This is a genomic window from Aquibium sp. ELW1220 (genome assembly GCF_030398385.1).
Taxonomy (GTDB): domain Bacteria; phylum Pseudomonadota; class Alphaproteobacteria; order Rhizobiales; family Rhizobiaceae; genus Aquibium.
In genome coordinates, this window is record NZ_JAOAOQ010000017.1 from 34525 (window position 1) to 61157 (window position 26633).

At 68.9% G+C, this 26633-nt stretch carries 18 protein-coding genes and 2 pseudogenes; 9 read left to right on the top strand and 11 right to left on the bottom strand.

Translation table 11 applies throughout. The annotated features are described in order from the left end of the window. The first annotated feature begins 123 nt into the window (after positions 1-123). On the top strand, positions 124-2574 hold the full coding sequence (locus N1F91_RS16320) for a ComEC/Rec2 family competence protein (protein ID WP_289993889.1): 2451 nt from the start codon (positions 124-126) through the stop codon (positions 2572-2574). Here the strand turns inward: N1F91_RS16320 and lexA are convergent. Then, positions 2568-3281: a transcriptional repressor LexA gene (gene lexA, locus N1F91_RS16325; protein WP_289993891.1), complete on the bottom strand. Its 714-nt coding sequence runs from the start codon at positions 3279-3281 to the stop codon at positions 2568-2570. The genes N1F91_RS16320 and lexA overlap by 7 nt on opposite strands. Before the next feature lie 338 nt (positions 3282-3619). Between lexA and N1F91_RS16330 the strand changes: the two genes are divergently transcribed. The 3 genes from N1F91_RS16330 to N1F91_RS16340 all read left to right on the top strand — a co-directional run bounded on the left by N1F91_RS16330 (position 3620) and on the right by N1F91_RS16340 (position 11736). Next, positions 3620-5617 carry a 7TM-DISM domain-containing protein gene (locus tag N1F91_RS16330; protein WP_289993893.1) on the top strand — a complete coding sequence of 666 codons (1998 nt, stop codon included), beginning with the start codon at positions 3620-3622 and terminating at the stop codon, positions 5615-5617. Then, positions 5617-6297: a response regulator transcription factor gene (locus tag N1F91_RS16335; protein WP_289993895.1), complete on the top strand. Its 681-nt coding sequence runs from the start codon at positions 5617-5619 to the stop codon at positions 6295-6297. The genes N1F91_RS16330 and N1F91_RS16335 overlap by 1 nt, the downstream gene beginning before the upstream one ends. A 153-nt stretch (positions 6298-6450) precedes the next feature. Next, positions 6451-11736 carry an autotransporter-associated beta strand repeat-containing protein gene (locus N1F91_RS16340; protein WP_289993896.1) on the top strand — a complete coding sequence of 1762 codons (5286 nt, stop codon included), beginning with the start codon at positions 6451-6453 and terminating at the stop codon, positions 11734-11736. A 165-nt stretch (positions 11737-11901) separates the two neighbouring features. On the opposite strand, the gene N1F91_RS31135 is transcribed toward N1F91_RS16340, so the two are convergent. The 7 genes from N1F91_RS31135 to N1F91_RS16370 form a co-directional block, all read right to left on the bottom strand. After that, entirely contained in the window at positions 11902-12291 is a 390-nt protein-coding gene (locus tag N1F91_RS31135) for a type II toxin-antitoxin system RelE/ParE family toxin (RefSeq protein WP_354670548.1), read from the bottom strand. Continuing rightward, the gene (locus tag N1F91_RS16345) at positions 12288-12545 is read right to left on the bottom strand and encodes a type II toxin-antitoxin system ParD family antitoxin (protein ID WP_289993897.1); all 258 of its coding nucleotides are present in this window, start codon (positions 12543-12545) and stop codon (positions 12288-12290) included. Before N1F91_RS16345 ends, N1F91_RS31135 begins: the two co-directional genes overlap by 4 nt. 168 nt (positions 12546-12713) lie before the next feature. After that, positions 12714-13925 (bottom strand): gephyrin-like molybdotransferase Glp, encoded by a 1212-nt coding sequence (gene glp / locus N1F91_RS16350; RefSeq protein WP_289993899.1) that lies wholly within the window; start codon positions 13923-13925, stop codon positions 12714-12716. After that, the gene (gene moaC, locus N1F91_RS16355) at positions 13925-14410 is read right to left on the bottom strand and encodes a cyclic pyranopterin monophosphate synthase MoaC (protein ID WP_289993900.1); all 486 of its coding nucleotides are present in this window, start codon (positions 14408-14410) and stop codon (positions 13925-13927) included. The genes glp and moaC overlap by 1 nt, the downstream gene beginning before the upstream one ends. A gap of 3 nt (positions 14411-14413) precedes the next feature. Beyond that, entirely contained in the window at positions 14414-15232 is an 819-nt protein-coding gene (trpC, locus tag N1F91_RS16360; protein WP_289993901.1) for an indole-3-glycerol phosphate synthase TrpC, read from the bottom strand. Then, a complete protein-coding gene (gene trpD / locus N1F91_RS16365) occupies positions 15229-16251 on the bottom strand; it encodes an anthranilate phosphoribosyltransferase (protein WP_289993903.1) in 1023 nt (340 codons plus the stop codon). The genes trpC and trpD overlap by 4 nt, the downstream gene beginning before the upstream one ends. Before the next feature lie 11 nt (positions 16252-16262). Continuing rightward, complete coding sequence (locus tag N1F91_RS16370; protein WP_289993908.1) at positions 16263-18152, bottom strand: SurA N-terminal domain-containing protein; 1890 nt, start codon at positions 18150-18152, stop codon at positions 16263-16265. Between the two features lie 153 nt (positions 18153-18305). Here N1F91_RS16370 and tpiA point away from each other — a divergent pair, with 153 nt between their 5' ends. Then, complete coding sequence (gene tpiA, locus N1F91_RS16375) at positions 18306-19070, top strand: triose-phosphate isomerase (protein WP_289993909.1); 765 nt, start codon at positions 18306-18308, stop codon at positions 19068-19070. 167 nt (positions 19071-19237) lie between these two features. Next, positions 19238-19612, top strand: a complete 375-nt coding sequence (gene secG / locus N1F91_RS16380; protein ID WP_289993910.1) for a preprotein translocase subunit SecG — start codon at positions 19238-19240, stop codon at positions 19610-19612. Positions 19613-19652: 40 nt separating this feature from the next. Here the strand turns inward: secG and N1F91_RS16385 are convergent, their stop codons facing one another. Further along, entirely contained in the window at positions 19653-19877 is a 225-nt protein-coding gene (locus N1F91_RS16385; protein ID WP_289993912.1) for a hypothetical protein, read from the bottom strand. Positions 19878-20169: 292 nt separating this feature from the next. Here N1F91_RS16385 and N1F91_RS16390 point away from each other — a divergent pair. Beyond that, positions 20170-20703, top strand: a pseudogene (locus N1F91_RS16390) (L,D-transpeptidase); the annotation flags it as partial. Between the two features lie 91 nt (positions 20704-20794). On the opposite strand, the gene N1F91_RS16395 reads toward N1F91_RS16390, so the two are convergent. Then, positions 20795-22450 carry an isovaleryl-CoA dehydrogenase gene (locus N1F91_RS16395; protein WP_289993913.1) on the bottom strand — a complete coding sequence of 552 codons (1656 nt, stop codon included), beginning with the start codon at positions 22448-22450 and terminating at the stop codon, positions 20795-20797. 219 nt (positions 22451-22669) lie between these two features. On the opposite strand from N1F91_RS16395, the gene N1F91_RS16400 reads away from it, so the two are divergent. Further along, complete coding sequence (locus N1F91_RS16400; RefSeq protein WP_289993914.1) at positions 22670-24298, top strand: CTP synthase; 1629 nt, start codon at positions 22670-22672, stop codon at positions 24296-24298. A 106-nt stretch (positions 24299-24404) separates the two neighbouring features. Continuing rightward, positions 24405-25586, top strand: a complete 1182-nt coding sequence (locus N1F91_RS16405; RefSeq protein WP_289993917.1) for a TMEM43 family protein — start codon at positions 24405-24407, stop codon at positions 25584-25586. Between the two features lie 43 nt (positions 25587-25629). Here N1F91_RS16405 and N1F91_RS16410 read toward each other — a convergent pair. Then, positions 25630-26397 (bottom strand): annotated as a pseudogene (locus tag N1F91_RS16410) (D-alanyl-D-alanine carboxypeptidase family protein); the annotation flags it as partial. Between the last annotated feature and the right edge of the window lie 236 nt (positions 26398-26633).

A 26633-nucleotide genomic window follows, 5' to 3' on the forward strand; every position in this document is an offset into this window, starting at 1 on the left:
TGCGCAGGGACTGCATCGTCGCGCGGGTGTTTTGGGCTGCGTTCATGTAGCATAGGCTCGTTGGGGTGCAAGCTTTTCGGGGGAGGGGCGTCGGCTTGGAGGCTCCGCGCGGGGACGTGGGCGATGGCGACGGCGGGTGAACCGGATGCCGACGAGCGGCGCATGCTTCCCGCCGCCCTCGCGGGCGCGCGCCTGCCCGACCATGCCGGAGGCGGCGCGGAGTGGGAGGCGCCACGCGCAAAGCCCGCACTGCCAGCACGTTCCGGCGCGGCTGCACGGCTCTGGATCCGCGCGCAGGCGGCCGCCGCCGTCGAGCGCGATCGCGGCGCGGGCTTCCTGTTCCTGCCGGTGCTGCTTGCCGTGGGTGCCGCGCTCTACTGGACGCTTCCCGTCGAGCCGGGCTTTCCCGTCCTCGGCGGACTGACGATCGCAGCCGTCGTCTGGCGGCTGGCGACGGCGGATGGCGGCGCAGGACGGGTGGCGGCGACCGCAGCGCTGCTGATGGTGCTCGGCGCTCTCGCTGGCAAGACCGAGACCTGGCGGGCCGGCACGCCGATGCTGGGCTCCGAGATCCCGACCATGCTGACGGGGCGCGTGGCCGCAATCGAGCGGCAGGCAAGCGGCCGCGTGCGGCTGACGATCGACGTGGAGAGCACGGCGCGGCCGACATTGCGCTATGCGCCGGAGCGCGTCCGGCTTTCCGCCCGCGCGATCCCCCCGACGCTTGCACCGGGAGACGGCGTCGCCGGATATGCCCGGCTGTTTCCGCCGTCCGGCCCCGCGCGGCCGCATGGCTACGACTTCGCCTTCGAAAGCTACATGGACGGCATCGGCGCGACGGGCTTCTTCCTGTCCAACCCGGTGGAGGCGGACCTCGCATCGGCGCCGGGATGGCGGGCCGGGCTGCTCGCCCGTGTCGGGCGGATGCGCGAGGCCATCTCGGCGCGCATCATGCAGCGCGTCGGCGGCGCGGAGGGCGCCATCGCCGCCGCGCTGATCGCCGGAACGCGGGCCGGCATTCCCGAAGAGGTCAACGAGGACCTGCGCAAGACCGGCCTCGCACATGTCCTGTCGATCTCGGGCCTGCACATGGCGCTGGTCGCCGGGACGGTGATGCTGACGCTGCGCTTCCTGTTTGCGCTCGCGCCCGGCTTCGCATCGCGCCGGCCGGTGAAGAAATACGCCGCCGTCGCCGCGCTCGTGGCCGCAAGCTACTATCTCGTGATCTGCGGCGCGGCCGTGGCGGCGCAGCGCTCCTACATCATGATCGCCATCATGCTGGTCGCGCTGCTGTTCGACCGCGCCGCGCTCACCATGCGCAACCTCGCGATCTCGGCGCTGATCGTCATCGCGGTCGCGCCGCACGAGGTGGTGGGGCCGAGCTTCCAGATGTCGTTTGCCGCGACCGGCGCGCTGATTGCCGCCTATGCGGCCTGGTCGGAGCGGCGTCTGCGCCGCCCGGCGGGCGCCGGATGGAGCCGCGACCGCGCGATGCCGCGAGCCATGCTGGAAAAGGGGCTCGGCTATGCGGGCGGCATCGCCGCGACCTCACTGATCGCGGGAACGGCGACGGCGCTCTACGGCGTCTGGCACTTCCACCGCGCCTCGCCACTCGGTCTGGCGGCCAACCTGCTCGCCATGCCGGTGGTTTCGCTCGTCGTCATGCCGTCGGCGGTGCTGGCCGGCGTGCTGATGCCGTTCGGGCTGGATGGTCCGGCACTCGACCTGATGGGCTGGGGCATCGGCGTGATGCTGGCGATCGCGCGATGGCTGGCGGAGATGACGCCGATCGACGCGGTCGGCGCCATTCCGGCCTCGGCGGTGCTGACGCTGACGGCCGCACTCGTGCTGGCGACCGTGCTGACCACATGGCTGCGCGTGCTCGTTCTGCCGCTGCTCGTCGCCGGCATCGGCATCATCGCCACCCGCGACCTGCCAGAGCTTTTCGTCGCCGACGACGGGCGGCTGGTCGCCCTGCGCATGGGCAATGGCGACCTGGCAGTCAACCGTACGCGGCCGAGCGATTTCGTCACCGGCATCTGGAAGGACGCGGCCATGGCGGGCGCGGTGATCAGGCCGGTCCAGGCGGATGACGGCCCCGCCGCCGCGACGGACAGCGGGAGACCCTTGCGCCTCCCCGAACTGCAGGCCGACACGCCCTTCGCCTGCACCCGTCAGGCCTGCGCCGCGCGGCACGCAAGCGGTGCGCTGGTCGTCTGGCTGAGCGAAGGCACCCCGGCGGCCGACCATTGCGGCGTCGCGGCCGTTCTCGTGATCGACGACGCGACGGTCTCGGCGCCCTGCGCGGCAGGGACATCGACGACGGTGCTCACCAAACGCGATCTCGCGCGCCGCGGCAGCGCGGAAGGACGCTTCGCTGCCCCCGGCGACGGGCCGGCCGCGTTCGCCGCCATCCGGCGGGCCATCGCGGAACCCTTCCGGCCATGGCATGCGCATCTGCGCTTCTCGCGGGAGGCGCGCGGACTGCCGCCCTATCGGCCGGAAGAGCGTCAGCCAGAGGCCGGAACCGTTCAGGCGCCGGCCGGAGCGAACCCGGCCGCGCCGGCTCAGTAGCGGCGGATGAGACCGACCAGCTTGCCCTGCACGCTGACCCTGTCGGGGCCGAAGATGCGCGTCTCGTAGGCGGGGTTGGCGGCCTCCAGCGCGATCGACGCGCCCTTGCGGCGGAACCGCTTCAGCGTCGCTTCCTCGCCATCGACCAGCGCCACGACGATGTCGCCGGGCGTGGCCGACGAGGTGTTGCGGATGATGACCGTGTCGCCGTCGAGGATGCCGGCCTCGATCATCGAATCGCCCTTCACCTCGAGCGCATAGTGGTCGCCGGCGGTGAGCATGTCCGGCGGCACGACGACCGAATGCGTCTGGTGCTGGATGGCGTCGATCGGCACGCCGGCGGCGATGCGCCCCATCACCGGGATCGAGATGCCGTTGGCATTGTCGTCGTTGCTGGCCGTGCGCGCGGGGCTCGGCTCGGGCTTCCTGCCGAGGCCGCCTTCCACCACGCTGGGCGAGAACTTCCGCGGCGCGCCGAGGCCCGGCGCGATCGAGTCGGGCAGCCGAAGTACCTCCAGGGCGCGGGCGCGGTTGGGCAGGCGGCGAATGAAGCCGCGCTCCTCCAGCGCCGTGATCAGGCGGTGAATGCCCGATTTCGACGCGAGATCGAGGGCTTCCTTCATCTCGTCGAACGACGGCGGAATGCCCGTCTCCTTCAGGCGTTCGTGAATGTAAAGGAGAAGCTCGTGTTGCTTGCGGGTCAGCATCGGTCCACCCCCGGGAGGAATCGCAGAGAAAAACAAAACCGGAACAAACCTATCCGTTCCAGTCTTGTTCCGCAACCGGTTTCTGTGGCGTTTGCCCGGACCGGAAGGTCTTCAGCAACCGCCGCCGCGCCGGAAGACGAGCGAAACCAGCGTGGTGACCGGGCAGCCGCCCCTGCAGCAAGAATGATCGGGATACACGCAGCAGCGATCAAAACAACCTCTGGTCATTGGCCCGTCTTGGGTGCATAGGGTTTGTCGTGGGCATGGGGTGGCTTTGAAAATGCAGACGGATTCTGGATCGCCCTGCTTGGATACGATGGGCATTGCGGTCGGGATACATGGTTACCACCTCGCGCCAGCGGCCTGAGCATGCCGCCCGGACGTCCGCAACTTCGGTCAAGGCACTGCCGGGACCGGGCGAACTCGTTCTCCCATTGCTGGCGATCGCCGCGATGCTCGCCGTCATCCTCGCCGCCGGCTCCTTCATATCCATGCCCGCGGGAGCCGACCACGTTGTCGAGCGGCAGGTCCTGGAGGATGCGTCGGCGCAGTGGGGCATCGACGACGTCGTCGGGATGGAGTTCGCGCCGATGGCGCCGGTGCTCGCCGCGAGTTACACGCCATCCGCCCACTGGATCCGCCTGCGCGTCGAGGCCCATCCGGACGGCCGGCCGCTGGTCCTGCACATCAGGCCGACCTTTCTGGATTCGGTCGTTCTGTTCGAGCCGGACCCGGCCGGACCAGGCTGGCGCAGCCGGGTGACGGGCGATCTTCCGGCCTTCTCGGAGCGGGAGACGGCGGCGGTGGCCCTGGCGCTGGAAATCGATCCCCCGGCGCCCGATGGGGTCTACTACCTGCGGCTGGAGACCACCAGTTCGTCGCTGTTCGGCGTGCAGGCTCTCGACTGGCACGACCTGCGCCGCGCCGAACTCGCGTCCGACGCGCTGCTCGTCGTGTTTCTCGCCATCACCTGCTGCATCCTGCTCTGGTCGATCAGCGATCTCGTCGTCCGCCCGGAGCCGATCACCGTCATCTTCGTCGCCTCCCAGATCTGCTACATGCTCTACGTGCTGGCGGTGATGGGCTACCTCGCGCCCCTGCTTCCGACGGCGTCGCCCGGGACGGTGCACGGACTGACCAACATCCTCGTCTGCCTGACTCCCGTCCTGGGGGTGATGCTGCATCGCCAGATCTTCCTGCTCTATGCCCCGGCGCGGATCGTTTCCACGGTCAGCTGGATGATGTTTGCCTGCGCGGTCGCGCTGATCATCGTGCTTTTGAGCGGACACACCCAGTTTGCGCTGCGGTCGAATTCCACCCTCATCTTCCTCAGCTCGGCCTTCTATTTCGCGATGGCGTTCTGGCCATGGAAGGAACGCGTTCCGTCGCTCCTGCTGCGAACGCTCTACGCCGTCCAGGCCATCGCCTTCGTCATGACGATCGCCCCGCTGCTCGGGATCGGCAGCCTTGGCGAATGGACGTTCCACTATCCCTACATCCTGGTGCTGACCTACGGCGCGCAGATGTACTTCGTCATCCAGCGCCGGACCCGGGACAGGGACCTGCGCGACGGCGAGAACCGCGCGCGGCTGGACCTGGTGAGCCAGGCCCTGGGCGCCGAGCGGCGGCAGCGCGACATCCAGGACCGCTTCACGGCCATGCTGGTGCACGAAATCCGCACCCCCCTGGCGACGATCCGGCTGTCCGTCGACGAAAGGCGTCTCGGTCCGGAGCGATACCGCGATGTCCAGGAGGCGCTGGACGAGATCGACGCCGTGGTGGAACGCAGCAACCTGTCGAACCAGGCCGATCCGGGGGGCGCTGGTGTCCGGTTCGACCTTGCCGAGGCGCTGCGCAAGGTCGTCGCGCGCCATGCACCGTCTAACCCCGTGACGATCGACGCGCGGATGCCCGTTGTGGTCGAGAGCGACCGGCACATGGTCGACATGGTGCTGTCGAACCTGGTCGAGAACGCCATCAAATACGCGCCGGCGGATACGCCGATCGTCCTCACCTGCCGCAGATCCGACCGCGACGGCGTCGACGGCGTGGCGGTCACCGTCGAAAACGCGGCCGCCGCCGCGGGACGCCCCGACCCCGCGCGCGTCTTCGACAAGTTCTACCGGGCGCCCGGCGCGCGCCAGGCTCCGGGCTCCGGGCTCGGGCTCTACGTCGTCGCCGGCGTGACCGACATGCTGTCGGGCCGCATCGCGTGCACGGTGGCGGACGATCGGGTCCGCCTCGAGTTCTGGCTGCCGCTCGTCGCCCCCGGCCGCGGTGGCCTGGGCGTGCCGGCCGGCGAGGAAGGCCTCCTGCAAGCGGACCTACGGCGCTGATGGACATCGTGGTGATCGAGGACAATGACGGCCTGCGCCGCGCCATCGCGCGGTCGCTTTCGGACGTCGGCTATCGCGTCAGCGCCTTCAGCTGCGCGGAGGAATTCATCGAGGATCCGCAGTCGAACGATCCGGACATGCTCCTCATCGACGTCAACCTGCCGGGCGAGAGCGGGCTGAGCCTCACCGCCCGCATGCGCCGCCTGCAGCCGCGCATCGGTATCATCATCCTGTCTGGGCGCGGCAAGCCGGCCGACCGCCGGGACGGCTACGAGATGGGTGCCGACATCTACCTGACCAAGCCCGTGGATCCGGACGAACTGACGGCGGCCGTCGGCGCGCTCCGGCGCCGCGTCGCGGAACCAGCCGCTCCGCTGCTCGACTTCCGGATCGACCTCAAGGCACGGCAGCTGCACGGGCCGGTGCGCAAGGTTCCGCTGTCGGGAGCGGAAATGGCGGTGCTCGTGGCGCTGGCGCGTGCGCCGGATCGCAAGCTCGAGGCCTGGCAGATCGCCGAGGTGCTGGGCGGCAACGGCGCCGTGGCCAGCCGCAACACCGTCAACGTGACGATCTTCCGGATCAACCAGAAGATCAAGGAGACGGGTGCCGAGGAGCGCTGCATCCGCGCCATCCGCAACTGGGGCTACGGCCTGTCCGTTCCCCTCGGGATCGACGGCTGATGCGCCGGACGGATGGCTGACCCGCACAAGCCTGACGTGTAATATACATTAATTTTTCGTTAGGACGAGATGGTAGCAATCCCGCTGATTTGCTGGCCAGGTCGACGATTCCGACTGCCGCGCCGGACACGACAGCGAGGGGATATCCGGTCCATGAACCGTTCAATCGAGAGCCGTCCGGCCGCGTCGCGCGGCATGATCGCGGCCACGTCCACAAGCGCCACCGCGACCGGATGGCGCTTCCGTGACAGGGCGCTCGCCACGACGTCGATGATTGCGGTGACGCTTCTGGCGGCCGGCTATTCCGGACGCGCCGAAGCGACGGAGTACCTGACCGGTACCTCGACGATCTCCAGCACCACCATCACCGGCCAGACCGCGCAGGGCAGCGACGGCAGCGGCGGCGGCGCGGGCATGGGCGGCGGCATCTTCGTCGGCAGCGGCGCCACGGTCACCATCGATTCGGTCGACTTCATCGGCAACACCGCGATCGGCGGCGACGGCGGCGTGGGCGACACGGGCGGCGGGTTGAACGGGCGCGGTGACGGCACGACGGGCGCGGACGGCGACGACGGGCGCGACGCGCCGACCGAAGCCTCTTATTTCGCCGGCAACGGCACCGGACCGAGCGGCCAGAACGGCTTCGATGGCGGCGACGGCAGCGCTGGCGCCGGTGGCGCCGGCGGCGAAGGCGGCGATGGTGCCTCGGGCGCGGCTTCGACCGTGCAGACGGTCAAGGCACTCGCCGACCAGGTCTACGCCATCTACAATTCCGGTTCGGAATCCGTCGAGGTGACGCAGCTGACAGCGCTAGCAGCGGCTTTCACTGCAGCTGCCGCGGCATCGGCCCAGCCAATGGATGCGGCGCTGACGGCACAGTTGACGGCGGCTGCAGCGGCTTTCACTGCGTTGACCACCGACAAGACCGCTGACGCGGCCGCGGCCGTGACGAAGGCGGCCGCCGAAGCCGCGTTTCTGACCGCCATCGAGGTCACGAGCTACGCGATGGGCGTTTCCGGCGCTGGCGGCAGCGGCGCGTCCGGTGGCGCCGGCGGCGACGGCAGCTTCGGCTACGGCGGCGGCGCGGGCGGCGACGGCGGCGACGCCGGCAATGCCGTGACGATCTCCGCTTCTGCGGGCGGTTCCGGCGGCTCGGGCGGCTCGGGCGGCAGCGGCGGGTTCGGCGCCGGCGGCGGCATGGGCGGCGAGGGCGGTGAGGGTGGCGAAGACGGCTCCGAAGCCAATCACGGTCCGCATGACGGCTCGGGCGGTTCGGGCGGCGCCGCCGGCTTCGGCGGCGGCGTGGGCTCCACCGCCGACGGAACGGCGAACGGCTATGGCGGCGGCGGCGGTTCGGCCTATGGCGGCGCGATCTTCGTGCAGTCGGGCGGCACGGTCACCATCACCGGCAACGCGACCTTCGACGGCAACAGCGTCTATGGCGGATCGAGCGAAAACGGCGGCGATGCGGGCCAGGCGGCGGGCACCGACCTGTTCATGATGAAGGGCTCGACCGTCAAGCTGGACGCCGGCGACGGCAACACGATCACCTTCAACGGCACCATCGCCGACGACAGCAAGGCCAGCATCAGCGGCACCTCGATCGCCAGCGGCAACGGGGCAGGCATCGACATCCAGAGCGGCCTCGTCGTCTTCAACGGCGTCAACACCTATTCCGGCCAGACGAAGATCTCCGGCGGCGTGCTCGACGCCGACGACGGCACCGGCATCCACGAGGACAGCAACATCAACCTCGCCGGCGGCGTCCTGCAGACCAACGGCACCTTCGACCGCCATCTCGGCACGGCGTCCGGCCGCATCCAGTGGACCGGCTCGGGCGGCTTCGCCGCGGTCGATGGCGACCTGACCGTGCGCCTGAACAACGGCCAGACGCTGACCTGGGCCTCCGCAAGCTTCGTCACCGACGGCTCGTCGCTGCTGTTCGGCTCGGACAGCGCCGATTCCGACGTCTACTTCGAGAACGCCATCGACCTCGCCGGCGGCACGCGGACCATCATCGCCAACGGCGGGGAACTCGGCGAAAACATCGCCTATCTGGACGGCGTCCTGTCGAACGGTTCGGTGATCCTCGGCGACGGCACGACCGTCGGCACGATCACGATGACCGCCAACAACAGCTATGCCGGCACGACCGAGGTGAAGGACGGGACGACGCTCGTGCTGAAAGGCGCGGCCGACATTTCCGAATCCTCGCAGGTGACGATCGACGGCAAGCTCGACCTGTCGGGCGCCAATGGCGACCGCAGCCTGACCACGCTGGCAGGCGGCGGCGACGTCGCGCTGGGCGAAAACACGCTGGTCGTCTCCAACGGCTCGACGACCTTTTCCGGCGTCATCACCGGTAGCGGCGGCCTGACGGTCGAAGACGGCACGCAGACGCTCTCGGGGGTCAACACCTATACCGGCGACACGACGATCGATGCGGGCGCCGAACTCGTCCTGTCGGGCGACGGCAGCATCGCGGATTCGGCCGAGGTGAAGGTCGAGGGCGAATTCGACATCGCGGCCACCACTTCCGGCGCGACGATCGTCACCCTGTCGGGTGGCGGCGACGTGACGCTGGGCGCCCAGACCCTCGTCCTGTCGGACGCCTCGACCGAATTCTCGGGCGTCATCGCCGGCACCGGCGGCTTCACGGTCGATGGCGGCACGCAGACGCTCACGGGCACCAACACCTATTCGGGCGACACGTCGATCGCCGACGAGGCCAAGCTGGTCCTGTCGGGGGGCGGCAGCATCGAGAACTCGGCGGAGGTCAAGGTCGAGGGCGAGATCGACATCGCGGCGACCACATCCGGCGCCACGATCGTGACGCTCTCGGGCGGCGGCGACGTGACGCTTGGCGACAAGACCCTCGTCGTTTCCAACGGCTCGACCGACTTTTCGGGCGTCATCGCAGGGACGGGCGGCTTCACGGTCGACGGCGGCACGCAGACGCTGTCGGGCGTCAACACCTATACCGGCGGGACCAACGTCGCCACGGGCGCCAAGCTGGTGCTCGACGGCGAAGGCAGCATCGAGGCGTCCGCGGTGGTGACCGTCGACGGCGAGCTCGACATCGCCGGCAACGATACCGACGCCTCGATCGTGACGCTGGCCGGCGGCGGCACCGTGACGCTCGGTGCCAACGACCTGATCCTCACGGACGCGTCGACAACCTTCTCCGGCGTCATTTCCGGCAATGGCGGGCTGACCGTGGCTGGCGGCTCGCAGACGCTGACCGGCGTCAGCGTCTATACCGGCGCGACGAGCGTCGAGGAGGGCACGACGCTGTTCATCGCCGACGGCGGCTCGATCGCCCTCTCCTCGTCCGTCGACGTGGCGGGCACCTTCGACATCGCCTCGGCGCTGGCCGGCATCGACATCGTCACGCTGTCGGGCGACGGCACGGTGGAACTGGGTGCGAACCGCCTGAAGCTCACCAATGCCTCGACCACCTTCTCGGGTGCCATCAACGGCTCGGGCGGCTTCGAAGTGGCCGGCGGCAGCCTGACGCTCGGCGAGGTCGCCTCCCAGACCGGACTGATCGCGTCGAGCGGCGGCACGATCGTGGTGGACGGCGGCTCGGTCGCCGGCGGCGCCAACCTGTCGGCGCTCTCGGTGGTCAATGGCGGCTCGATCACGACCACCGGCACCAGCCTTTCGACCGACAAGTCGCTGGCCTATGCCTATTTCGACGAGAGCGGCGGCATCGCCAACATCACGCTGGGATCTGGCACGACCATCACCGGCAATGACGGCACGCTGCTGCTCGTGGAGCGCGACGGCGCCGGATCCGACGGCATCGTCAATTTCGTCATCGACAGCGAGACGGTGGTGGTCGGCAACATCTTCGACACCGGCACCAAGACCGGGTCTGGCGCGACCACGGTGACGGTGTCGGCGGGCACCAGCTGGTCGGGCCTCGTCAACGGCGCCGGCTTCTACATCGAGGAGGGCGCGGACGCCGACTTCGCCGACGGCTCGACCATCGTCGGCGGCCTGACGGCCGAAGCCGGCTCGACCGTGCTCGGCGGAACGCTGGGCGGCCAGCTCCAGGTGACGGGCGACGCCGTGATCAACAACGGCACCATCACCGGCAACATCTTCATCATCGGCGATCTCGCGTTCAGCGGCCATCTGTCGCCCGGCTACTCGCCGGGCGTGGTCACCGTCAGCGGTAATCTGGACCTCGACACCGCCGATTCGCTGTTCGAGATCGTCTACGGCCAGGGAACCTACGTGGCCGCCTACGACTACGACCAGACCAACATCGGCGGCGATGCGACCGGCTCCCTGGCGGTCACGCTGGCGCGCTACAATTCCGACCGCGGCGACGCGCTCGGCGACCTGAGCCAGATCGAGCTGATCCGGATCGGCGGCAGCGATGCAGATGCCGACATCTACCGTGCCGAAAGGTTCACGCAGAACGGCCACGAGATCGTGCTGACCCGCACCGTTCGCGCGGCGGATTCGGTGGCCACGGTCGAAGGCACGGGCGGCTGGACAGAAGAGCAGCTGTTCGGCGCGGGCGACGTGATCGTCTACGGCGTCGGTTCGATCATCCAGGACGAGACCTACGGCCTGTCGGTGCTGGAGAGCAGCATCCGCAAGGCCTCGCTGGAAATCCTGGGGAGCAAGGTGGATCGCCGCGGCCTCGGCACCAGCGAAGACATGCAGACGTCCTTCATGCGCGCCGGCGGCAGCAGCACCGAGATCGAGGACGCCACCTCGCATACGCAGCAGACCTATTTCACGCAGTTCGGCAGCGACGTGATCGGCAGCGGCAATTTCCGCGCCGGCTTCCTCGCCTCCTACGGCAGGTCGACCAGCGACGTCACCACGGAGACCGGCACGGCCGACCTCAGCGGCAACCTCTATGCCGCCGGCATCACCGCCAACTGGTCGAACGAGCGGGCCTATCTCGACGCGGTCGCCCAGTATGGCGCGAGCGACTGGACGTTCAACCCGACGGCCGCGAGCGCCACCACGCTCGACGCCCAGACGGCGACGGTGGTGGTCGAGGCCGGCGTGACGTTCGGCAGCGAGACCTTGCGCATCACGCCCTGGGGCCAGTTCGCCTACCAGAACACGACGGTGAGCGACCTGTCGAGCAACTGGGTCGACGACGTCCAGTTCGGCACGGGCGACGCGATGAGCGTGCGCGGCGGCCTGCGCGCCGAGGGCCATTTCGAGGGCGTGTCGACCTTTGCCGACTTCGCCGTGGCGCACGACCTGACCGCCGACGAGACGGTGACGGTCGACAATTTCGCCTACACCACGGGCACCGGCGGAACCGCACTCGAACTGGCGCTCGGCATCGAGACCGCCCTCAACGACAATGTCAGCCTGTCGTCGAGCTTCTCGGGCCGCTATGGCGTGCAGGAGATCGACCTCACCGGCTACCAGGGCCAGGCGCGCCTTACCGTCGCCTGGTGAAGGCGGCGGGTCGGGGCGGCTGCTCCGGTCGGGCGGAAGAAGACAAGACGGAACGTGGCCGTCCGCGCGGTATCAGGGAATCGCGCGGGTCCGGGGAATCGACGGGAATGCCGTGATGGTGGGCGTGGCAGCGCCTGCGTGCCGGACCTCGACCGACATCAGACGCTAAGGCTTCGAGCCGGATGGAGTTCCGCCCCATTCCTGGTCATCGTGACGTGCGGACGTCACGCGGTGCCCTGGTTCCATCCGGTCATGCAGGAGGCGCAGAACGACGACATCGGATCCTCGTCCGTCCTCCGGCGGCAGATAGTAGACGCAGTGTGATCCAGCCCCTCTGCGCCGTGCGACCGCATACAGCCGAAGCGAACGCACCCCTGGACCGATGTCCGCGCGCGCCGATGTGCCCGGGCCCCGCGGATCCGCGGCGAGCCGCTGGAGAGCCTGACCGATCAAATCCGTATAGGCCCGGAACTGGCGCGGCCCGAACAGCTGCAGGTTGTCCTCGAGAATGCGCTCGATGTCGTGGTCGACGGCTCCGGTGAGCCGAAGGCTCACTTCCGATCCGCCTTCTTCACCACGCTCCCGGCGATTTCTTCCAGCGATCGATCGGAGAAGCGTTGCGCGCGGGCCTGCTCGAGGCCGCTCCCGACCTCGCGCCGAAGAATGACGGCCTTCTCATGCTCTACCGCACGCTCGTCACGCAAGAGACGGAGCGCCTCGCGCACGACTTCGCTGGAAGAGCTGTATCCTCCGCTCGCAACCATCTCCTCCACGAATCCGACCATCGGGGCGGGCAGGCTGACGTTCATTGTCGCCATCATGGATCTCCAATTCTTCGAATGGTCAGGGATTTGGCAAAAAACTGTCAATCCTTTCCCGATGGCCTTCGCAGGGACGAGCATTCCGTCGCCGAACCGTCGTCGCCGACCGTTTCCCCCATCAGAAAAGGGAGGACGCGCCGCCTTTGCCGACGACCGTCAGCGCAGCATCAGGATCCGACAGGGATCGCCGGCCGCGGCGGCGGGCGCGAAGGGTTCGCGGATGACGAGCGCGCGCGCCTCGGCAAGGGTGCGCAGCATCGAGGAGTCCTGGACCGCAGAGGGGGTGGCGACGAGCACGCCGTCGGTCTCGACCACGCGGGCGCGCATGTAGTCCTGCCGCAGGTCGTTGGCCGCGACCGGCCCGCCGAAGACGCCGGGACGCACGTCGTCGACATGGGCGCGGCCGGCTAGCCGTGCCACCAGCGGTTTCAGGAAGACGTGGCTGCAGACGAGGCTCGCCACGGGATTGCCGGGCAAGCCGAGGATGCGGCGCCCGGCGAGGGTTCCCGCCATCAGCGGCTTGCCGGGCCGCATCGCGATCTTCCAGAAGTCGAGGTCACCGCCCTTGGCCGCCAGCACGTCGCGGACCAGATCATGGTCGCCGACCGAGGCGCCGCCCGACGTCACGATGATCTCGGCGCCCGCTTCAAGCGCGCGGTCGATGGCCGCAGCGATCGCGTCGCGGTCGTCGGGCGCGATGCCGAGGTCGAGCGTGCGGGCGCCGGCCTGGCGCGCGATCAGCGCGACGCCATAGGTGTTGGACGAGATGATCTGGCCTTCGCCGACCACACTGCCCGGCGCCAGCAGTTCGTCGCCGGTGGCCAGCACCGCGACGAGCGGACGGCGCACGACCTCGAGTTCGGCATGATTGGCGGAGGCTGCGAGCGCCAGCGCTGCGGCGTCGACCAGCCGGCCCGCCTCCAGCAGCGGTTCGCCCTCGCTGAAATCGAGCCCGCGGCGGCGGATGTTGGCGCCGGCGCGCACCGGCTCCAGTGCTTCGACGATGCCGGGCTCGACGGTGCGGGTGTTCTCCTGGATCAGCACGCTGTCGGCGCCGTCCGGCACCGGCGCCCCCGTGAAGATGCGAACGGCCTGGCCTGGGCCGACGGCGCCCGCGAAAGGCCTGCCTGCCGGTGCGATGCCGATCACGGCGAGGCGGGCAGGGGGGGCGGCGACGTCTTCGGCGCGGACGGCATAGCCGTCCATGGCGGATGCGTCGAAGGGCGGCTGGGTGCGCAGCGCCCGCACGGGACCGGCGAGGATCCGCCCCCCGCTGTCGGCGATGCCGACGCGCTCGGACCCGAGCGGCTCCACACCGGCCAGAAGAAGCGATAGCGCCTCGTCGATGGGAAGCAGCCCGGCTGCCATCACCGGCCCGCGACGCGCCAGTCGCCGGACTTGCCGCCGGACTTCTCCAGGACGCGAATGCCGGTGATCGTCATGCCGCGGTCGACGGCCTTGGCCATGTCGTAGATCGTCAGGCAGGCGACGGAGGCCGCCGTCAGAGCCTCCATCTCGACGCCGGTCTTGCCCGAGACGGCAACGGTTGCGGTGACGTGCAGACCGGGCAGGGCCTCGTCGGGCTCGATCTCGACGGCGACCTTGTTCAGCATCAGCGGATGGCAGAGCGGGATGAGGTCGTGCGTCTTCTTGGCCGCCATGATGCCGGCGATGCGGGCGGTGGCCAGCACGTCGCCCTTCTTCGCGTTGCCCTCGAGGATCATCGCCAGCGTTTCCGGCTTCATGACGACGAAGCCTTCGGCGACGGCGATGCGCTTCGTCTCGTCCTTGGCGCCGACGTCGACCATGTGCGCTTCGCCGGAAGCACCGATATGGGTGAGGGCGCCGGCCATCGCTCAGGCGGTCCGGCGCAGGCCCTCGGCCTCGCCCGAAAGCAGCGCGCGCGTGGCGGCGGCGACGTCGGCCTGCCGCATCAGGCTCTCGCCGACCAGGAAGGTGCCGATGCCGCATCTGGCGAGGCGCAGGCAATCGGCATGGGTGAAGATGCCGCTCTCGCCGACCAGCAGGCGATCGTCCGGCACCATCGCCGCCAGCCGCTCGGAGGTCGCGAGGTCCACCTCGAAGCTGCGCAGGTTGCGGTTGTTGACGCCGACGAGCGGCGAGGACAGGCGAAGCGCGCGCTCCATCTCGGCCTCGTCGTGCACTTCCACCAACACGTCCATGCCGATCTCGAAGGCGGCTTCCTCCAGCGCCTTCGCCTCGTCGTCGGAGAGGCTCGCCATGATGACGAGGATCGCGTCGGCGCCCCAGCTGCGCGCCTCGAAGACCTGGTAGGGCTCGAACATGAAGTCCTTGCGCAGCGCGGGCAGGGCGCATGCGGCGCGCGCGGCGGTGAGGAATTCGGGGGCGCCCTGGAAGGAGGGGGCGTCGGTCAGCACCGACAGGCAGGCGGCACCGCCCGCCTCGTAGGCGGCGGCGAGCGACGGCGGGTCGAAGTCGGCGCGGATCAGGCCCTTGGACGGGCTCGCCTTCTTGATCTCCGCGATCAGCGCGAACGATCCCGCCTCGCGCTTGCGGCGCAGCGCGGCGGCAAAGCCGCGCGGCCGGTCGGCGTCCTTCGCGCGCGCGCGCATGTCCGTCAGGGAAACCGCGGCCCTGGCGGCGGCGATCTCCTCGCGCTTGTACGCCTCGATCTTCTTCAGGATGTCGCTCACGCGCCCGCCTCGCGGTTCGAGACCTTGATGAGGCGCTCGAGCGCCTGTTCCGCCTTGCCCGAATCGATCGACTGCGCCGCGACGCCGACGCCGTCGGCGAGCGATGCGACGCGGCCAGCGACCAGAAGGGCGGCGGCGGCATTCATCAGGACGATGTCGCGGTAGGGCGATTTCTCGCCGGCCAGCACCGAGCGCAGCGCCAGAGCGTTGTGGGCAGCGTCGCCGCCGCGCAGGTCGGCGAAATCGGCGCGCGGCAGTCCGGCGGCCTCGGGCGTGACGGTGAAGAGTTCGATGGCGCCGTCGCGGAGCTGCGCGACCTTGGTGCTGCCGGCGGTCGTCACCTCGTCGAGCCCGTCGCCATGCACCACCCAGGCTGCCTCCGCGCCGAGCGCCTTGAGGACGCTCGCCACCGGCTCGACCCATTCGGGCGAGAACACGCCGACCATCAGCCGCTTGACGCCGGCCGGGTTCGACAGCGGCCCGAGCAGATTGAAGATGGTGCGGGTGCCCAGTTCCACCCGCGCCGGGCCGACATGCTTCATTGCCGAATGATGGCGCGGCGCGAACATGAAGCCGACACCGGCCTCCCTTATGCAGCTCGCGATCTCCTTCGGGCCGATGTCGATGTCGATGCCCAGCGCCATCAGCGTGTCGGCCGCGCCCGATTTCGACGACAGCGCGCGGTTGCCGTGCTTGGCCACCGGCACGCCTGCACCCGCCAGCACGAAGGCCGAGCAGGTGGAGATGTTGTAGGAGCCCGAGACGTCGCCGCCGGTGCCGACGATGTCGATCGCGTCGGCGGGCGCCTCCACCGGCAGCATCTTGGCGCGCATGGTGGCGACGGCGCCGGAGATCTCGTCCACCGTCTCGCCGCGCACGCGCATGGCCATCAGGAAGCCGCCGATCTGGGCCGGCGTCGCCTCGCCGGACATGACGATCTCGAACGCCTGGCGCGCCTCCTCGAAGCTCAGCGACTGGCCGGACGCGACCTTGGCGATGAAGGGTTTGAAATCGCTCATCGCCCGTTCCGTCAGAAGCTCAGGGCCTGGTCGATGGCCGTCCGGTTGACGGTCACCTCGTATCGCTGCTGCAGTTCGGCGACCATCTGGTCGAGCAGGTCGTCCGACCAGCCGGACCGGAAGGCCTGGCGCATGTCGGGCGCGACGGATTCCGCACTGGCGCCGGCGGGCTCGAACACTTCCGTCACCTTGAAGACGATCTGGCCGTCCCCCGACGGTGTCGGCACCAGACCGGTGCCGCCATCGGTGACGCCGTAGACGGCGGCCACGCCCGTCTCGCCGAGATCGGGATCGGTGGCGCCGCGGCGCACGCCGCGCTTGACCTGCTTCTCGTAGCCGAGTTCGGCGGCGATCTCATCCAGCGTCGCGCCGTCCCTGACCCGCTTCTCGATCCCGCCCGCCCGCTCGGCGAGGCGTGCGGATACCTGCGCCGCCGTCCAGTCGGCGACGACGCGGTCGCGCACCTCGTCGAGCGCACGGTCGCGCGCCGGCGTGATGCTGCGGACCTCATAGTAGACGAAGCCGTCGGAGCCGATGTTGATCGGCGGGTTCTCGACGTCGATCTCGGTCTCGAAGGCCTGGCGCAGCAGTTCGGCCGTCTCGGGAATGTCGCGCAGCACCGCGCCCGAGGGATCCTGGCCGGCGCGGCTGACGGATTCGACCGGCGTGACGGTCAGTCCGAGCGATGCGGCTGCTTCCTGCATAGTGCTGCCGGCGGCGCGCGCGTCCTCGTAGCGGTCGTGCACGTCGAGAAGAACGCGGTTGGCCTCGGCCAGCGCGAGGTCGCGGCGGATCTGTTCCTGTACCTCCGAGAGCGGCTTCACGGTCTGCGGGATGATTTCGGTCACGCGGACGATGGCCGGGCCGAACGCGCCCTGCACGATGCCGCTGACCTCGTCCTTGGCGAGGCCGAAGGCCGCGTCGGCGATGGCCGGGTCCGGCACGCGCGACTTCTCGACCGTGCCGAGCCGGACGTCGTCGAGGCTTCGTCCGTCGGCTTCGACCATCTGCTCGAAGGTCGCGCCGCCGAGCAGGCGGTCGGCGGCGATCTTCGCCGCGTCCTCGTTGAGGAAGACGATCTGGTCGATGGTGCGCCGCTCCGGCGTCGTGAAGGCCGCGATCGTGCGCTGGTAGTCTTCAGCCACCTGCTCGTCGGTGATGGCCGACGTGTCGGCGATGTCTTCGGGCTCGAGCTTGACGTAGTCGATCTTGCGGTATTCGGGCGCTGCGTAGCGCGCCTTGTTCTCTTCGAAATAGGCCGTCAGCTGCGCCTCGGTCGGCGCCTCGATCGGCTCGACCAGCGCCGGCGGCAGGACGAGATATTCGACCGTGCGGTCTTCGCCCTGGTAGAGTGCGACCGCGCGCAGGAAGGTGTCCGGCACCGACAGGCCGTCCGAAATCGCCTCGACGATCTGCTGGCGGATCGCGACCTGCTCGCGGTTCTTCAGATAATCCTCGGGCCGCATCCCGATCTGGCGCAGCACGAACTCGAACTGGCGGCGGTCGAAGCTGCCGCCGGGCCCCCGGAAGGCCGGATCCTCGGCGGTGAGTACGGCGATCCTGTCTTTCGAGACGCCGAGGTTCATGACGCGGGCCTGCTCGTCGAGCACGGCGCCCGCGACCAGCTGCGACAGGACCTGCTGGTCGACGCCGAGCGCCACCGCCTGCTCGCGCGTCACCCTGGTGCCGAAGCGCTGCGACAGGACCGAGAGCTGGCGGTCGTAGGCCAGCCGGTACTCGATCGGCGTCACGGTGGTCTCACCGGCGGTAATGACGGCATTGCCGCCGAAGCCGTTGGCGATCTGTCCGGAAATTCCCCAGACGGCGAAGCTCAGAACCAGCAGCAGAAGCAGAAGCTTCGCTACCCACGTGCCGGCCGCCGAACGCAATGAATCGAGCATGTCCTACCCAAGATTATCCTGTCGCCCCGCCTGTGCGCGGCGCGGTCACGGAGCACAGCAAATAGACTCCTTCATGGCGGGTGTCGATTGCTTTATGGGTCCGGTTTGGTAGGAAACCCCTGCATCACACCGCCTTCGATGGAGAATTTCGTCATGACCAAGGGCATAAAGCCGCTCGTCGCCGGCAACTGGAAGATGAACGGCACCAGCGCGTCGCTGCCCGAGGCGCGCGCCATCGGCAACGGCTTCATGCGCGGCCTCGACGCGGAATGCGATGCGCTTCTGTGCTTTCCGGCGACGCTCGTCTGGCGGGCGCAGCAGATCCTCGCCTCGACGCCGGTCAGGAGCGGCGGGCAGGACTGCCATGCCCGCGCGAGCGGCGCCCACACCGGCGACATCTCGGCGGAGATGCTGAAGGATGCCGGCGCGAGCCACGTCATCGTCGGTCATTCGGAACGCCGTGCCGACCATGGCGAGGACGACGCGACGGTGCGGGCGAAGGCCGAAGCCGCGTGGCAGGCGGGCCTCGTCGCCATCGTCTGCGTCGGCGAGACACGCGCCGAGCGCGAGGCGGGCGAAACGCTTGCGGTTCTCTCGCGCCAGCTCGCGGGATCCGTCCCCGAGGGCGCGAATGCAAAGACGATGATCGTCGCCTACGAGCCGGTCTGGGCGATCGGGACCGGCCTGACCCCGTCGCCGGACGACGTCGCCGTCGCCCATGCGCATATCCGTGCGGAACTGCGCCGCATCATCGGCGAGGCGGCATCGACCACGCGCATCCTCTATGGCGGCTCGGTGAAGCCGTCGAACGCGGTGGAGCTGCTCGGCATCGACAATGTCGACGGCGCGCTCGTGGGCGGCGCCAGCCTCAAGGCCGCCGACTTCCTCGGCATCGCCGATGCCTATCGCTCCATCTGAGAGACGGCGGACGAAGGAATCGTTTGAATTTGCCGGTCCGGCCCCCATATCGGGGCCAGACGTCACATCGGCGGCGTTCGGGCTTGGAAACGTCGGCAAAGGCGTGTATTGAGCCGCGTCTCCTTCCCAGGGCACCGCGTGCCCGGACACATCCGCGGAATTGATCAATGGAAACCGTCCTCATCGTCATTCACCTGATGATCGTGCTCGCGCTGGTCGGCGTCGTGCTGCTTCAGCGCTCGGAGGGCGGCGGCCTCGGCATCGGCGGCGGGTCCGGCTTCATGACGGCGCGCGGCGCAGCCAATGCGCTCACCCGCGCCACGGCGATCCTGGCGGCGGCCTTCTTCGTCACCTCGCTCGGCCTGTCGCTGATCGCACGCTACGGCGAGCAGCCCATCGACATCCTCGATCGCCTGCCAGCCGGCCAGCAGGAACAGGGCGGCGGCACGGGCGGCGGCGTGCTCGACCAGCTCGGCGGCAGCGACACGCCTGCCGCGCCGGCACCGGCGCCCGCCGGTCCGCAGGTTCCGAGCGGCCAGTAATTCGCCGCTCATCGCGAACAGGGTGTTCGTTTAGACTTCGTTATTGCTCGCCGGAGGGCTGTTCTTCGGCGGCATGGGGGAACAGCGCGCAGTCTGCACTGTTGTCGATCTGCAACCGCGCCCGACGAACCGACCCGATTGCTGCAACCACTTGCCGATTGGACTTGAGCCCGCGTGCTGCAATGCGGTATTCCTGTCCACCGGCTTCGGTGGGCGATCCCGCTTCGGAGCCTTGCGCAAAACCACGGCAGGTCGCGAACGTCATGCGGACAACTCGTCTATTCATTGCGGCGCTCGGCGCCGTCATCGCCCTCAGCCTGACCCTTCCGGCGTCGGCCGAACGCGACCGGGTCGATCCCGGCGCGGCGGAAACCCTCAAGCGCGCCCAGAAGCCCCAGGCGCGGAACGAGGTGAAAACGAAGAACGTCAAGCTCGCCGAGAAGCCGAAGCCGCCGACGGTGTCGGAGGTGATGGCCGCGGGCAACAATGGCGAGCTGCGGTCCGAGACCAGACCCGGAGATCCGCTGATCGGAATTTTCGGCAGCCGGACGGCGAAGCTCCTGCCGCAGACCGAGGCGCTCGATTCGGTGCTGGAGAAGCGCCAGAAGGGCAAGACGTTTGCGGTGAAGAACGAGTTCGTCCCGCAGACGGTGCCCTTCTCGGGCTATCCGCGCGGCACCATCGTCATCAACACGTCCGAGCGCTTCCTCTACCTGGTGGAATCCTCCAACAGCGCGCGGCGCTACGCCATCGCGGTCGGCCGCGAGGGCCTTGAGTTCAAGGGTGCGGCCAAGGTGGGCGACAAGCAGGAATGGCCCCGCTGGATCCCGACCCAGGACATGCAGAAGCGCGAGCCGAAGAAGTACGGCCAGTACAAGGACGGCATGCCGGGCGGCCCCGACAACCCGCTCGGCGCGCGCGCCATCTACCTGCACCAGAACAGCAAGGACACCCACATCCGCATCCACGGAACGAACGCGCCGCAGACCATCGGCACGAATTCGTCGAACGGCTGCTTCCGGATGATCAACGAGCACGTCATGGACCTCTACGGCCGCGTGCCGATGGGCGCCAACGTCGTCGTTCTCTGACGCACCTCCCGAACGCCTGAACGAGGAAGGCCCGCGAACCGGAATTCGCGGGCCTTCGTCGTTTCGGGCGTCAGTCGCGCGGGTCGGTCGTTCAGATCGGCCGCGCCCGCTCGACGATCGAGCGCGTGTCGACACCGGCCGGCAGCGTGCCGAAGGCGTGGCCCCAGTCGTTGCCGAGCCGGCTGGCGCAGAAGGCGTCGGCCACCGCCGCCGGCGCGTGGCGGACGAGCAGCGCGCCCTGCAGCACCGTCATCATCCGCTCCACCAGCCGCCGCGCGCGGTGCTCCATGTCGGCCCGTTGCGCGAAGTCGGCTTCCAGCGACCGGGCGGCCGCATCGAGACGGCTGTCGGCGCCGCGTGCGGCTGAGATCTCGGCCAGATAGACGCCGAGGATGTCCGGCGTCTTCTGCAGCGCCCGCAGCACGTCGAGGCACATGACGTTGCCCGAGCCTTCCCAGATCGAGTTGAGCGGGATTTCCTTGTAGAGGAGACCGAGCGGCCCTTCGTCGACATAGCCGTTGCCGCCCAGCACCTCCATCGCCTCCACGACGCCGTTCGGCGCGCGCTTGCAGACCCAGTATTTCACCGCCGGCGTGCACAGCCGCACGAAGGCGGCATCCTCGGCGCTTCCCGCCGCCATGCCGTCGAAAGCGCGCGCGAGCCGCAGCGCAAGCAGCGTCGCCGCTTCCGATTCGATGGCGAGGTCGGCGACCACGTTGGTCATCAGCGGCTGGTCGATCAGGTGGCGCTGGAAGGCGCGGCGGTGGAAGGCGTGGTGCAGCGCCTGCGCCACCGCGCCGCGCAGCAGGCCGGCCGAACCCAGCGCGCAGTCGAGCCGCGTGAAGGTGCCCATCTCGAGGATGGTCGGGATGCCGCGGCCTTCCTCGCCGACGAGCCAGCCATGGGCATTGTGGAATTCGACCTCGGAGGAGGCGTTCGACTTGTTGCCGACCTTGTCCTTCAGGCGCTGGATGCGCACCGCGTTCTTCGTCCCGTCCGGCAGCCGGCGCGGCACGAGGAAGCAGGACAGGCCGCCCGGCGCCTGGGCGAGCACCAGGTGCGCGTCGATCTGCGGGCAGGAGAAGAACCATTTGTGTCCGGTAAGGAGGAACTCATCGCCGGTGCCGCTGCCTGCCGGCACCGCGACGGTGGTGTTGGAGCGCACGTCCGACCCGCCCTGCTTCTCGGTCATGCCCATCCCGACCAGAGCCCCGGTCTTGTCGGCGACGGGAATGTCGCGCGGGTCGTAGCTGCGCGTGCCGATCCTGGCGAGAACGGTCTCAGCAATCCCGCCCTGGCCGCGCAGCGCCGGCACGCTGCCATAGGTCATGGTGGTCGGGCACTGGCTGCCCGGCTCCACCTGCGCATGCATGATGTAGGCGGCTGCGCGCGCGGTGTGGGCGGCGGGACCCGGCTCGACCCACGGGCCGGAATGGAGGCCTTCGCCGATGATCAGGCTCATGATCCGGTGCCAGGCCGGGTGGAACTCCACCCGGTCGACACGGTTGCCGGAGCGGTCGAAGGTCTTCAGTTCCGGCGGGAATTTGTGCGCGAGCCGTCCGGCCTCGATCGTTTCGGCGCGTCCGAGCAGGGCGCCATAGGCTGCCAGACGATCGGCCGCGGGACCGGCGCCCATGGCGGCAGCGGCGCCGGCCAGCGCCCTGTCGGTGGCGAAGAGATTGAAATCCTCGAGTGCCGGCGGCTGGTTCAGGACCTCGTGGGTCTCGAAGGCGGGCAGGGCGGTCATGACGTTCCTCCAGTCTTGCTCCGCCGCCGCGCGTGCGGGGCGGCGCGGAGCCTCCTGCAGGGGTTGTGGACCATCCGGCCGACCGCCCGCAACCCGGCCAACCGTCGCGCCGCGCCGGCGCGGCCTGACCCTGCGTCACGGACAGCCGGGGGATAACGCGTTGCGGCAGGTGCTTTTTCGCTGGCGGAATCGCAAGCGCAGCGATAAGCCCTGACTCCCATGGCGCGATATGTATTCATCACCGGCGGCGTGGTTTCCTCCCTTGGCAAAGGCATTGCCGCAGCGGCTCTCGGAGCCCTGCTGCAAGCGCGCGGCTATCGCGCGCGCATCAAGAAGCTCGATCCCTATCTGAACGTCGATCCCGGAACGATGTCGCCGTACCAGCACGGCGAGGTGTTCGTGACCGACGACGGGGCCGAGACCGACCTCGATCTCGGCCACTACGAGCGATTCACCGGCCGGTCTGCGAACCAGCAGGACAACATCACCACCGGGCGGATCTACAAGAACATCATCGAGAAGGAGCGCCGCGGCGACTATCTCGGGGCCACCGTGCAGGTGATCCCGCATGTCACCGACGAGATCAAGAACTTCGTGCTCGAGGGCAATGACGACTACGACTTCGTGCTGTGCGAGATCGGCGGCACGGTCGGCGACATCGAGGCGATGCCGTTCCTGGAGGCGATCCGCCAGCTCGGCAACGACCTGCCGCGCAACGCCGCCGTCTACATCCACCTGACGCTGATGCCTTGGATTCCGGCGGCCGGCGAGCTGAAGACCAAGCCGACGCAGCATTCGGTCAAGGAACTGCGCTCGATCGGCATCGCGCCCGACATCCTCTTGGTGCGCGCCGACCGCCCGATCCCCAAGGACGAGCGCCGCAAGCTGTCGCTGTTCTGCAACGTGCGCGAATCAGCCGTGATCCAGGCGCTCGACGTCGCCCACATCTACGACGTGCCGATGGCCTATCACCGGGAAGGCCTCGACGGCGAGGTGCTGGCGGCCTTCGGTATCGACCCCGCGCCCAAGCCGCGCATGGAACGCTGGCAGGACGTTTCGACCCGGATCCACAATCCGGAGGGCGAGGTGACCATCGCCATCGTCGGCAAGTACACGGGCCTCAAGGACGCCTACAAATCGCTGATGGAAGCGCTGACGCATGGCGGCATCGCCAATCGCGTCAAGGTGAAGCTCGACTGGATCGAGAGCGAGATCTTCGAGAAGGAGGATCCGGCGCCCTGGCTCGAGAAGGTGCACGGCATCCTGGTGCCCGGCGGCTTCGGCGAGCGCGGCTCGGAAGGCAAGATCCTGGCGGCCAAGTTCGCCCGCGAGCGCAAGGTGCCCTATTTCGGCATCTGCTTCGGCATGCAGATGGCCTGTATCGAGGCGGCGCGGTCGCTGGCGGGCATCGAGAACGCCTCCTCGACCGAGTTCGGCCCGGCCAGGGAGCCGGTCGTCGGCCTGATGACCGAATGGCTGAAGGGCAACATGCTGGAGAAGCGCCGCGAGACCGACGACATGGGTGGAACGATGCGCCTCGGCGCCTACGAGGCGCGGCTGGCCGAAGGCTCGAAGATCGCGGCGGTCTATGGTGGCACCAAGATCCACGAGCGCCATCGCCACCGCTACGAGGTCAACATCGACTACAAGGAGCGGCTGGAGAGCTGCGGCCTGGTCTTCGCCGGCATGTCGCCCGACGGCGTGCTGCCCGAGACGGTCGAGTATCCCGACCATCCGTGGTTCATCGGCGTGCAGTACCACCCCGAACTGAAATCGCGCCCCTTCGAGCCGCACCCGCTCTTTGCGAGCTTCATCGGCGCGGCGGTGGAACAGTCGCGGCTGGTCTGAGCGACGGCCACTGGTCCGTTGCGGGACGTCGGGAAATCGCCAATAGAATAACGCCAGGGGCGTTGTGCCGCGGAGCTGATCCGCGGGGGTCTGGGGATTTTCCGGAATGAGCGACAGCATTCGCGAGGTCACGTCGGTTTCCTGGTTCGGCCGCCTGAAACGGTCGGCCGGCGGCATCGTCTTCGGCCTGCTGCTCCTCGTGGCGATGGTGATCGGCCTGTTCTGGAACGAGGGCAGGGCGGTGACCACCGCCCGCTCGCTCGAGGAGGGTGCGGGGCTCGTCCAGTCCGTCTCCGCCGACCGCATCGACGCGGCGCTCGAAGGGCGCCTCGTGCACGTCGCAGGACCCGTCTCGGCGACCACCGAACCGAAGGACGACCTGTTCGGCGTCGTCGCCGCCGGGATCCGGCTGGAGCGCGGCGTCGAAATGTACCAGTGGGTCGAGCGGCAGAAATCGGAGACGAAGACCAAGCTCGGCGGCGGCGAGGAGACGGTCACCACCTATTCCTACGACAAGGAGTGGTCGACGCGCGCGATCGATTCGGGACGGTTCAAGCAGCCGGAGGGCCACGCCAATCCCGGCATGAACTATTCGAGCGAGAGCTTCCAGATCCCGCAGGCCGCGCTCGGCGCGTTCCGGCTGGACGCGCCGGTGCTGGACAGGATCGGCGGCGCCGAGAGGCTGTCGCTCGACCAGAGCATGATCGAAGCGGTGAAAGCGAGCTATACCGGCCCGCGCGGCCTGCACGTCACCGCCAGCGGCGCCTACATGGGCTTCGATCCGTCGTCGCCCCGCATCGGGGACTACCGCCTGAGCTGGGAGGTCGTGCCTCTCGGCCCGGTGAGCGTCGTCGGACGCCAGACTTCGGATGGTTTTACGGCCTATCAGACGGTGGCCGGCAACCGTCTCCTGATGGTCGAAAGCGGCGTCGTACCGGCCGAGCAGATGTTTGCGGACGCCATGACAGGCAACACGATCCTGACCTGGGCGCTGCGCATCGGCGGTCTGGTTCTCCTCATGCTCACCTTCTCGATGATCATGGGGCCGGTGGGCGTGCTGGCCGACGTGATCCCCTTCCTCGGCAGCCTGGTCCGGCTGGGAACGGGTGCCATCTCGTTCGTGCTCGCCGTGCTGGTGGGCGGCCTGACGATCGCGCTGGCCTGGTTCTGGTACCGACCGCTGCTCGCCATCGGCATCGTCGTGGCCGCCGTCGCCATTGCCGTCCTGGTGAGCCGGTTCGGCAGGAAGGCGCCAGCCGAACCAGCCGCGCCGGCGCCCGCCGCCTGAGGCATCCGGGTTCGATATGCGTGCGGTCCGGCCGCCTTCAGCGGCGCGACGCCTTTGGCAGGAATGTCTCGATCAGCTGCGCCATCAGGGCGTCGCGCTGGCCCGCGCTGTCCCCGCCCATCACGACGGCAACGATGGACTTGCCGTCGCGCCGCACCGAGGTGGCGAGGTTGAAGCCCGACGCGCGGGTGTAGCCGGTCTTGATGCCGTCGGCACCGCGAACGGTCTCCAGCACCTTGTTGTGGCCCTTCACGGTCTTGCCGCGGAACGAGAAGCTGGTGCGTGCGAAATAGCCGTACTGCGCTGGAAACTGCCGCCGCAGCGCGAGGCTGAGCGTTGCCATGTCGCGTGCGGTCGTGACCTGTCCGCCGTCGGGCAGGCCGGACGCGTTTTTGAACACGGTCGAGCCCATGCCGAGCTGGCGCGCCCTGGACGTCATCATCGAGGCGAACCGCGCCTCGCTGCCGCCGAGATGCTCGGCGACGGCGGTCGCGACGTCGTTGGCCGACTTCGTCACCAGCGCCCGGATCGCGGTATCCACGTCGATCGACTGGCCAGCCTTGAAGTGCAGCTTCGTCGGCGGTCTGCCGGCGGCATAGGCTGAGACCGGGATTGCCGTTGACGGACCGATACGGCCCTGCTGCAGGGCCTCGAGCAGCATGTAGACCGTCATCATCTTGGTGAGCGAGGCGGGATAGCGCCGCGAATCGGCCTGGTCGGCGTGCAGCACGCGCCCGGTGTTCGCATCGATGACGATGGCCGCGTACTTGCTCGAGGCGGATGTCGGGATGGGCCGGGACGTGCTGCGCAGGACGTCCGAGGTTGTGCAGGCCGTGACGACGGCCGCGAGCACGAAGCAAAGGATCGCCCTGCCGACGGCCCCGATCGCGCCTGACCTGATTCGCGGCCGCGCCGACGCAAGCGACGATGGGTCTCTCGCCAATGAAATGAATGACATAGGTTCTCGCCCGTGGTCCGCCTGGCAGCGCGGTTCGGCTGCGTGCCGCGCGCGTCGCCCGAGGCCGGGAGCCTATCCGAGCACTTTTC

Excerpts from the sequence above, each read along its gene's own strand:
- lexA (WP_289993891.1), bottom strand. The coding sequence starts at position 3,281 with ATGCTGACCCGCAAGCAACACGAGCTTCTCCTTTACATTCACGAACGC.
- N1F91_RS16395 (WP_289993913.1), bottom strand. The coding sequence starts at position 22,450 with ATGACCGCCCTGCCCGCCTTCGAGACCCACGAGGTCCTGAACCAGCCG.
- secG (WP_289993910.1), top strand. The coding sequence starts at position 19,238 with ATGGAAACCGTCCTCATCGTCATTCACCTGATGATCGTGCTCGCGCTG.
- glp (WP_289993899.1), bottom strand. The coding sequence starts at position 13,925 with ATGGCAGCCGGGCTGCTTCCCATCGACGAGGCGCTATCGCTTCTTCTG.
- N1F91_RS16405 (WP_289993917.1), top strand. The coding sequence starts at position 24,405 with ATGAGCGACAGCATTCGCGAGGTCACGTCGGTTTCCTGGTTCGGCCGC.
- trpD (WP_289993903.1), bottom strand. The coding sequence starts at position 16,251 with ATGAGCGATTTCAAACCCTTCATCGCCAAGGTCGCGTCCGGCCAGTCG.
- N1F91_RS16345 (WP_289993897.1), bottom strand. The coding sequence starts at position 12,545 with ATGAACGTCAGCCTGCCCGCCCCGATGGTCGGATTCGTGGAGGAGATG.
- N1F91_RS16320 (WP_289993889.1), top strand. The coding sequence starts at position 124 with ATGGCGACGGCGGGTGAACCGGATGCCGACGAGCGGCGCATGCTTCCC.
- N1F91_RS16330 (WP_289993893.1), top strand. The coding sequence starts at position 3,620 with ATGGTTACCACCTCGCGCCAGCGGCCTGAGCATGCCGCCCGGACGTCC.
- tpiA (WP_289993909.1), top strand. The coding sequence starts at position 18,306 with ATGACCAAGGGCATAAAGCCGCTCGTCGCCGGCAACTGGAAGATGAAC.
- N1F91_RS16400 (WP_289993914.1), top strand. The coding sequence starts at position 22,670 with ATGGCGCGATATGTATTCATCACCGGCGGCGTGGTTTCCTCCCTTGGC.
- N1F91_RS16385 (WP_289993912.1), bottom strand. The coding sequence starts at position 19,877 with ATGACGTTCGCGACCTGCCGTGGTTTTGCGCAAGGCTCCGAAGCGGGA.
- moaC (WP_289993900.1), bottom strand. The coding sequence starts at position 14,410 with ATGGCCGGCGCCCTCACCCATATCGGTGCTTCCGGCGAAGCGCACATG.
- N1F91_RS16335 (WP_289993895.1), top strand. The coding sequence starts at position 5,617 with ATGGACATCGTGGTGATCGAGGACAATGACGGCCTGCGCCGCGCCATC.
- N1F91_RS16340 (WP_289993896.1), top strand. The coding sequence starts at position 6,451 with ATGAACCGTTCAATCGAGAGCCGTCCGGCCGCGTCGCGCGGCATGATC.
- N1F91_RS16370 (WP_289993908.1), bottom strand. The coding sequence starts at position 18,152 with ATGCTCGATTCATTGCGTTCGGCGGCCGGCACGTGGGTAGCGAAGCTT.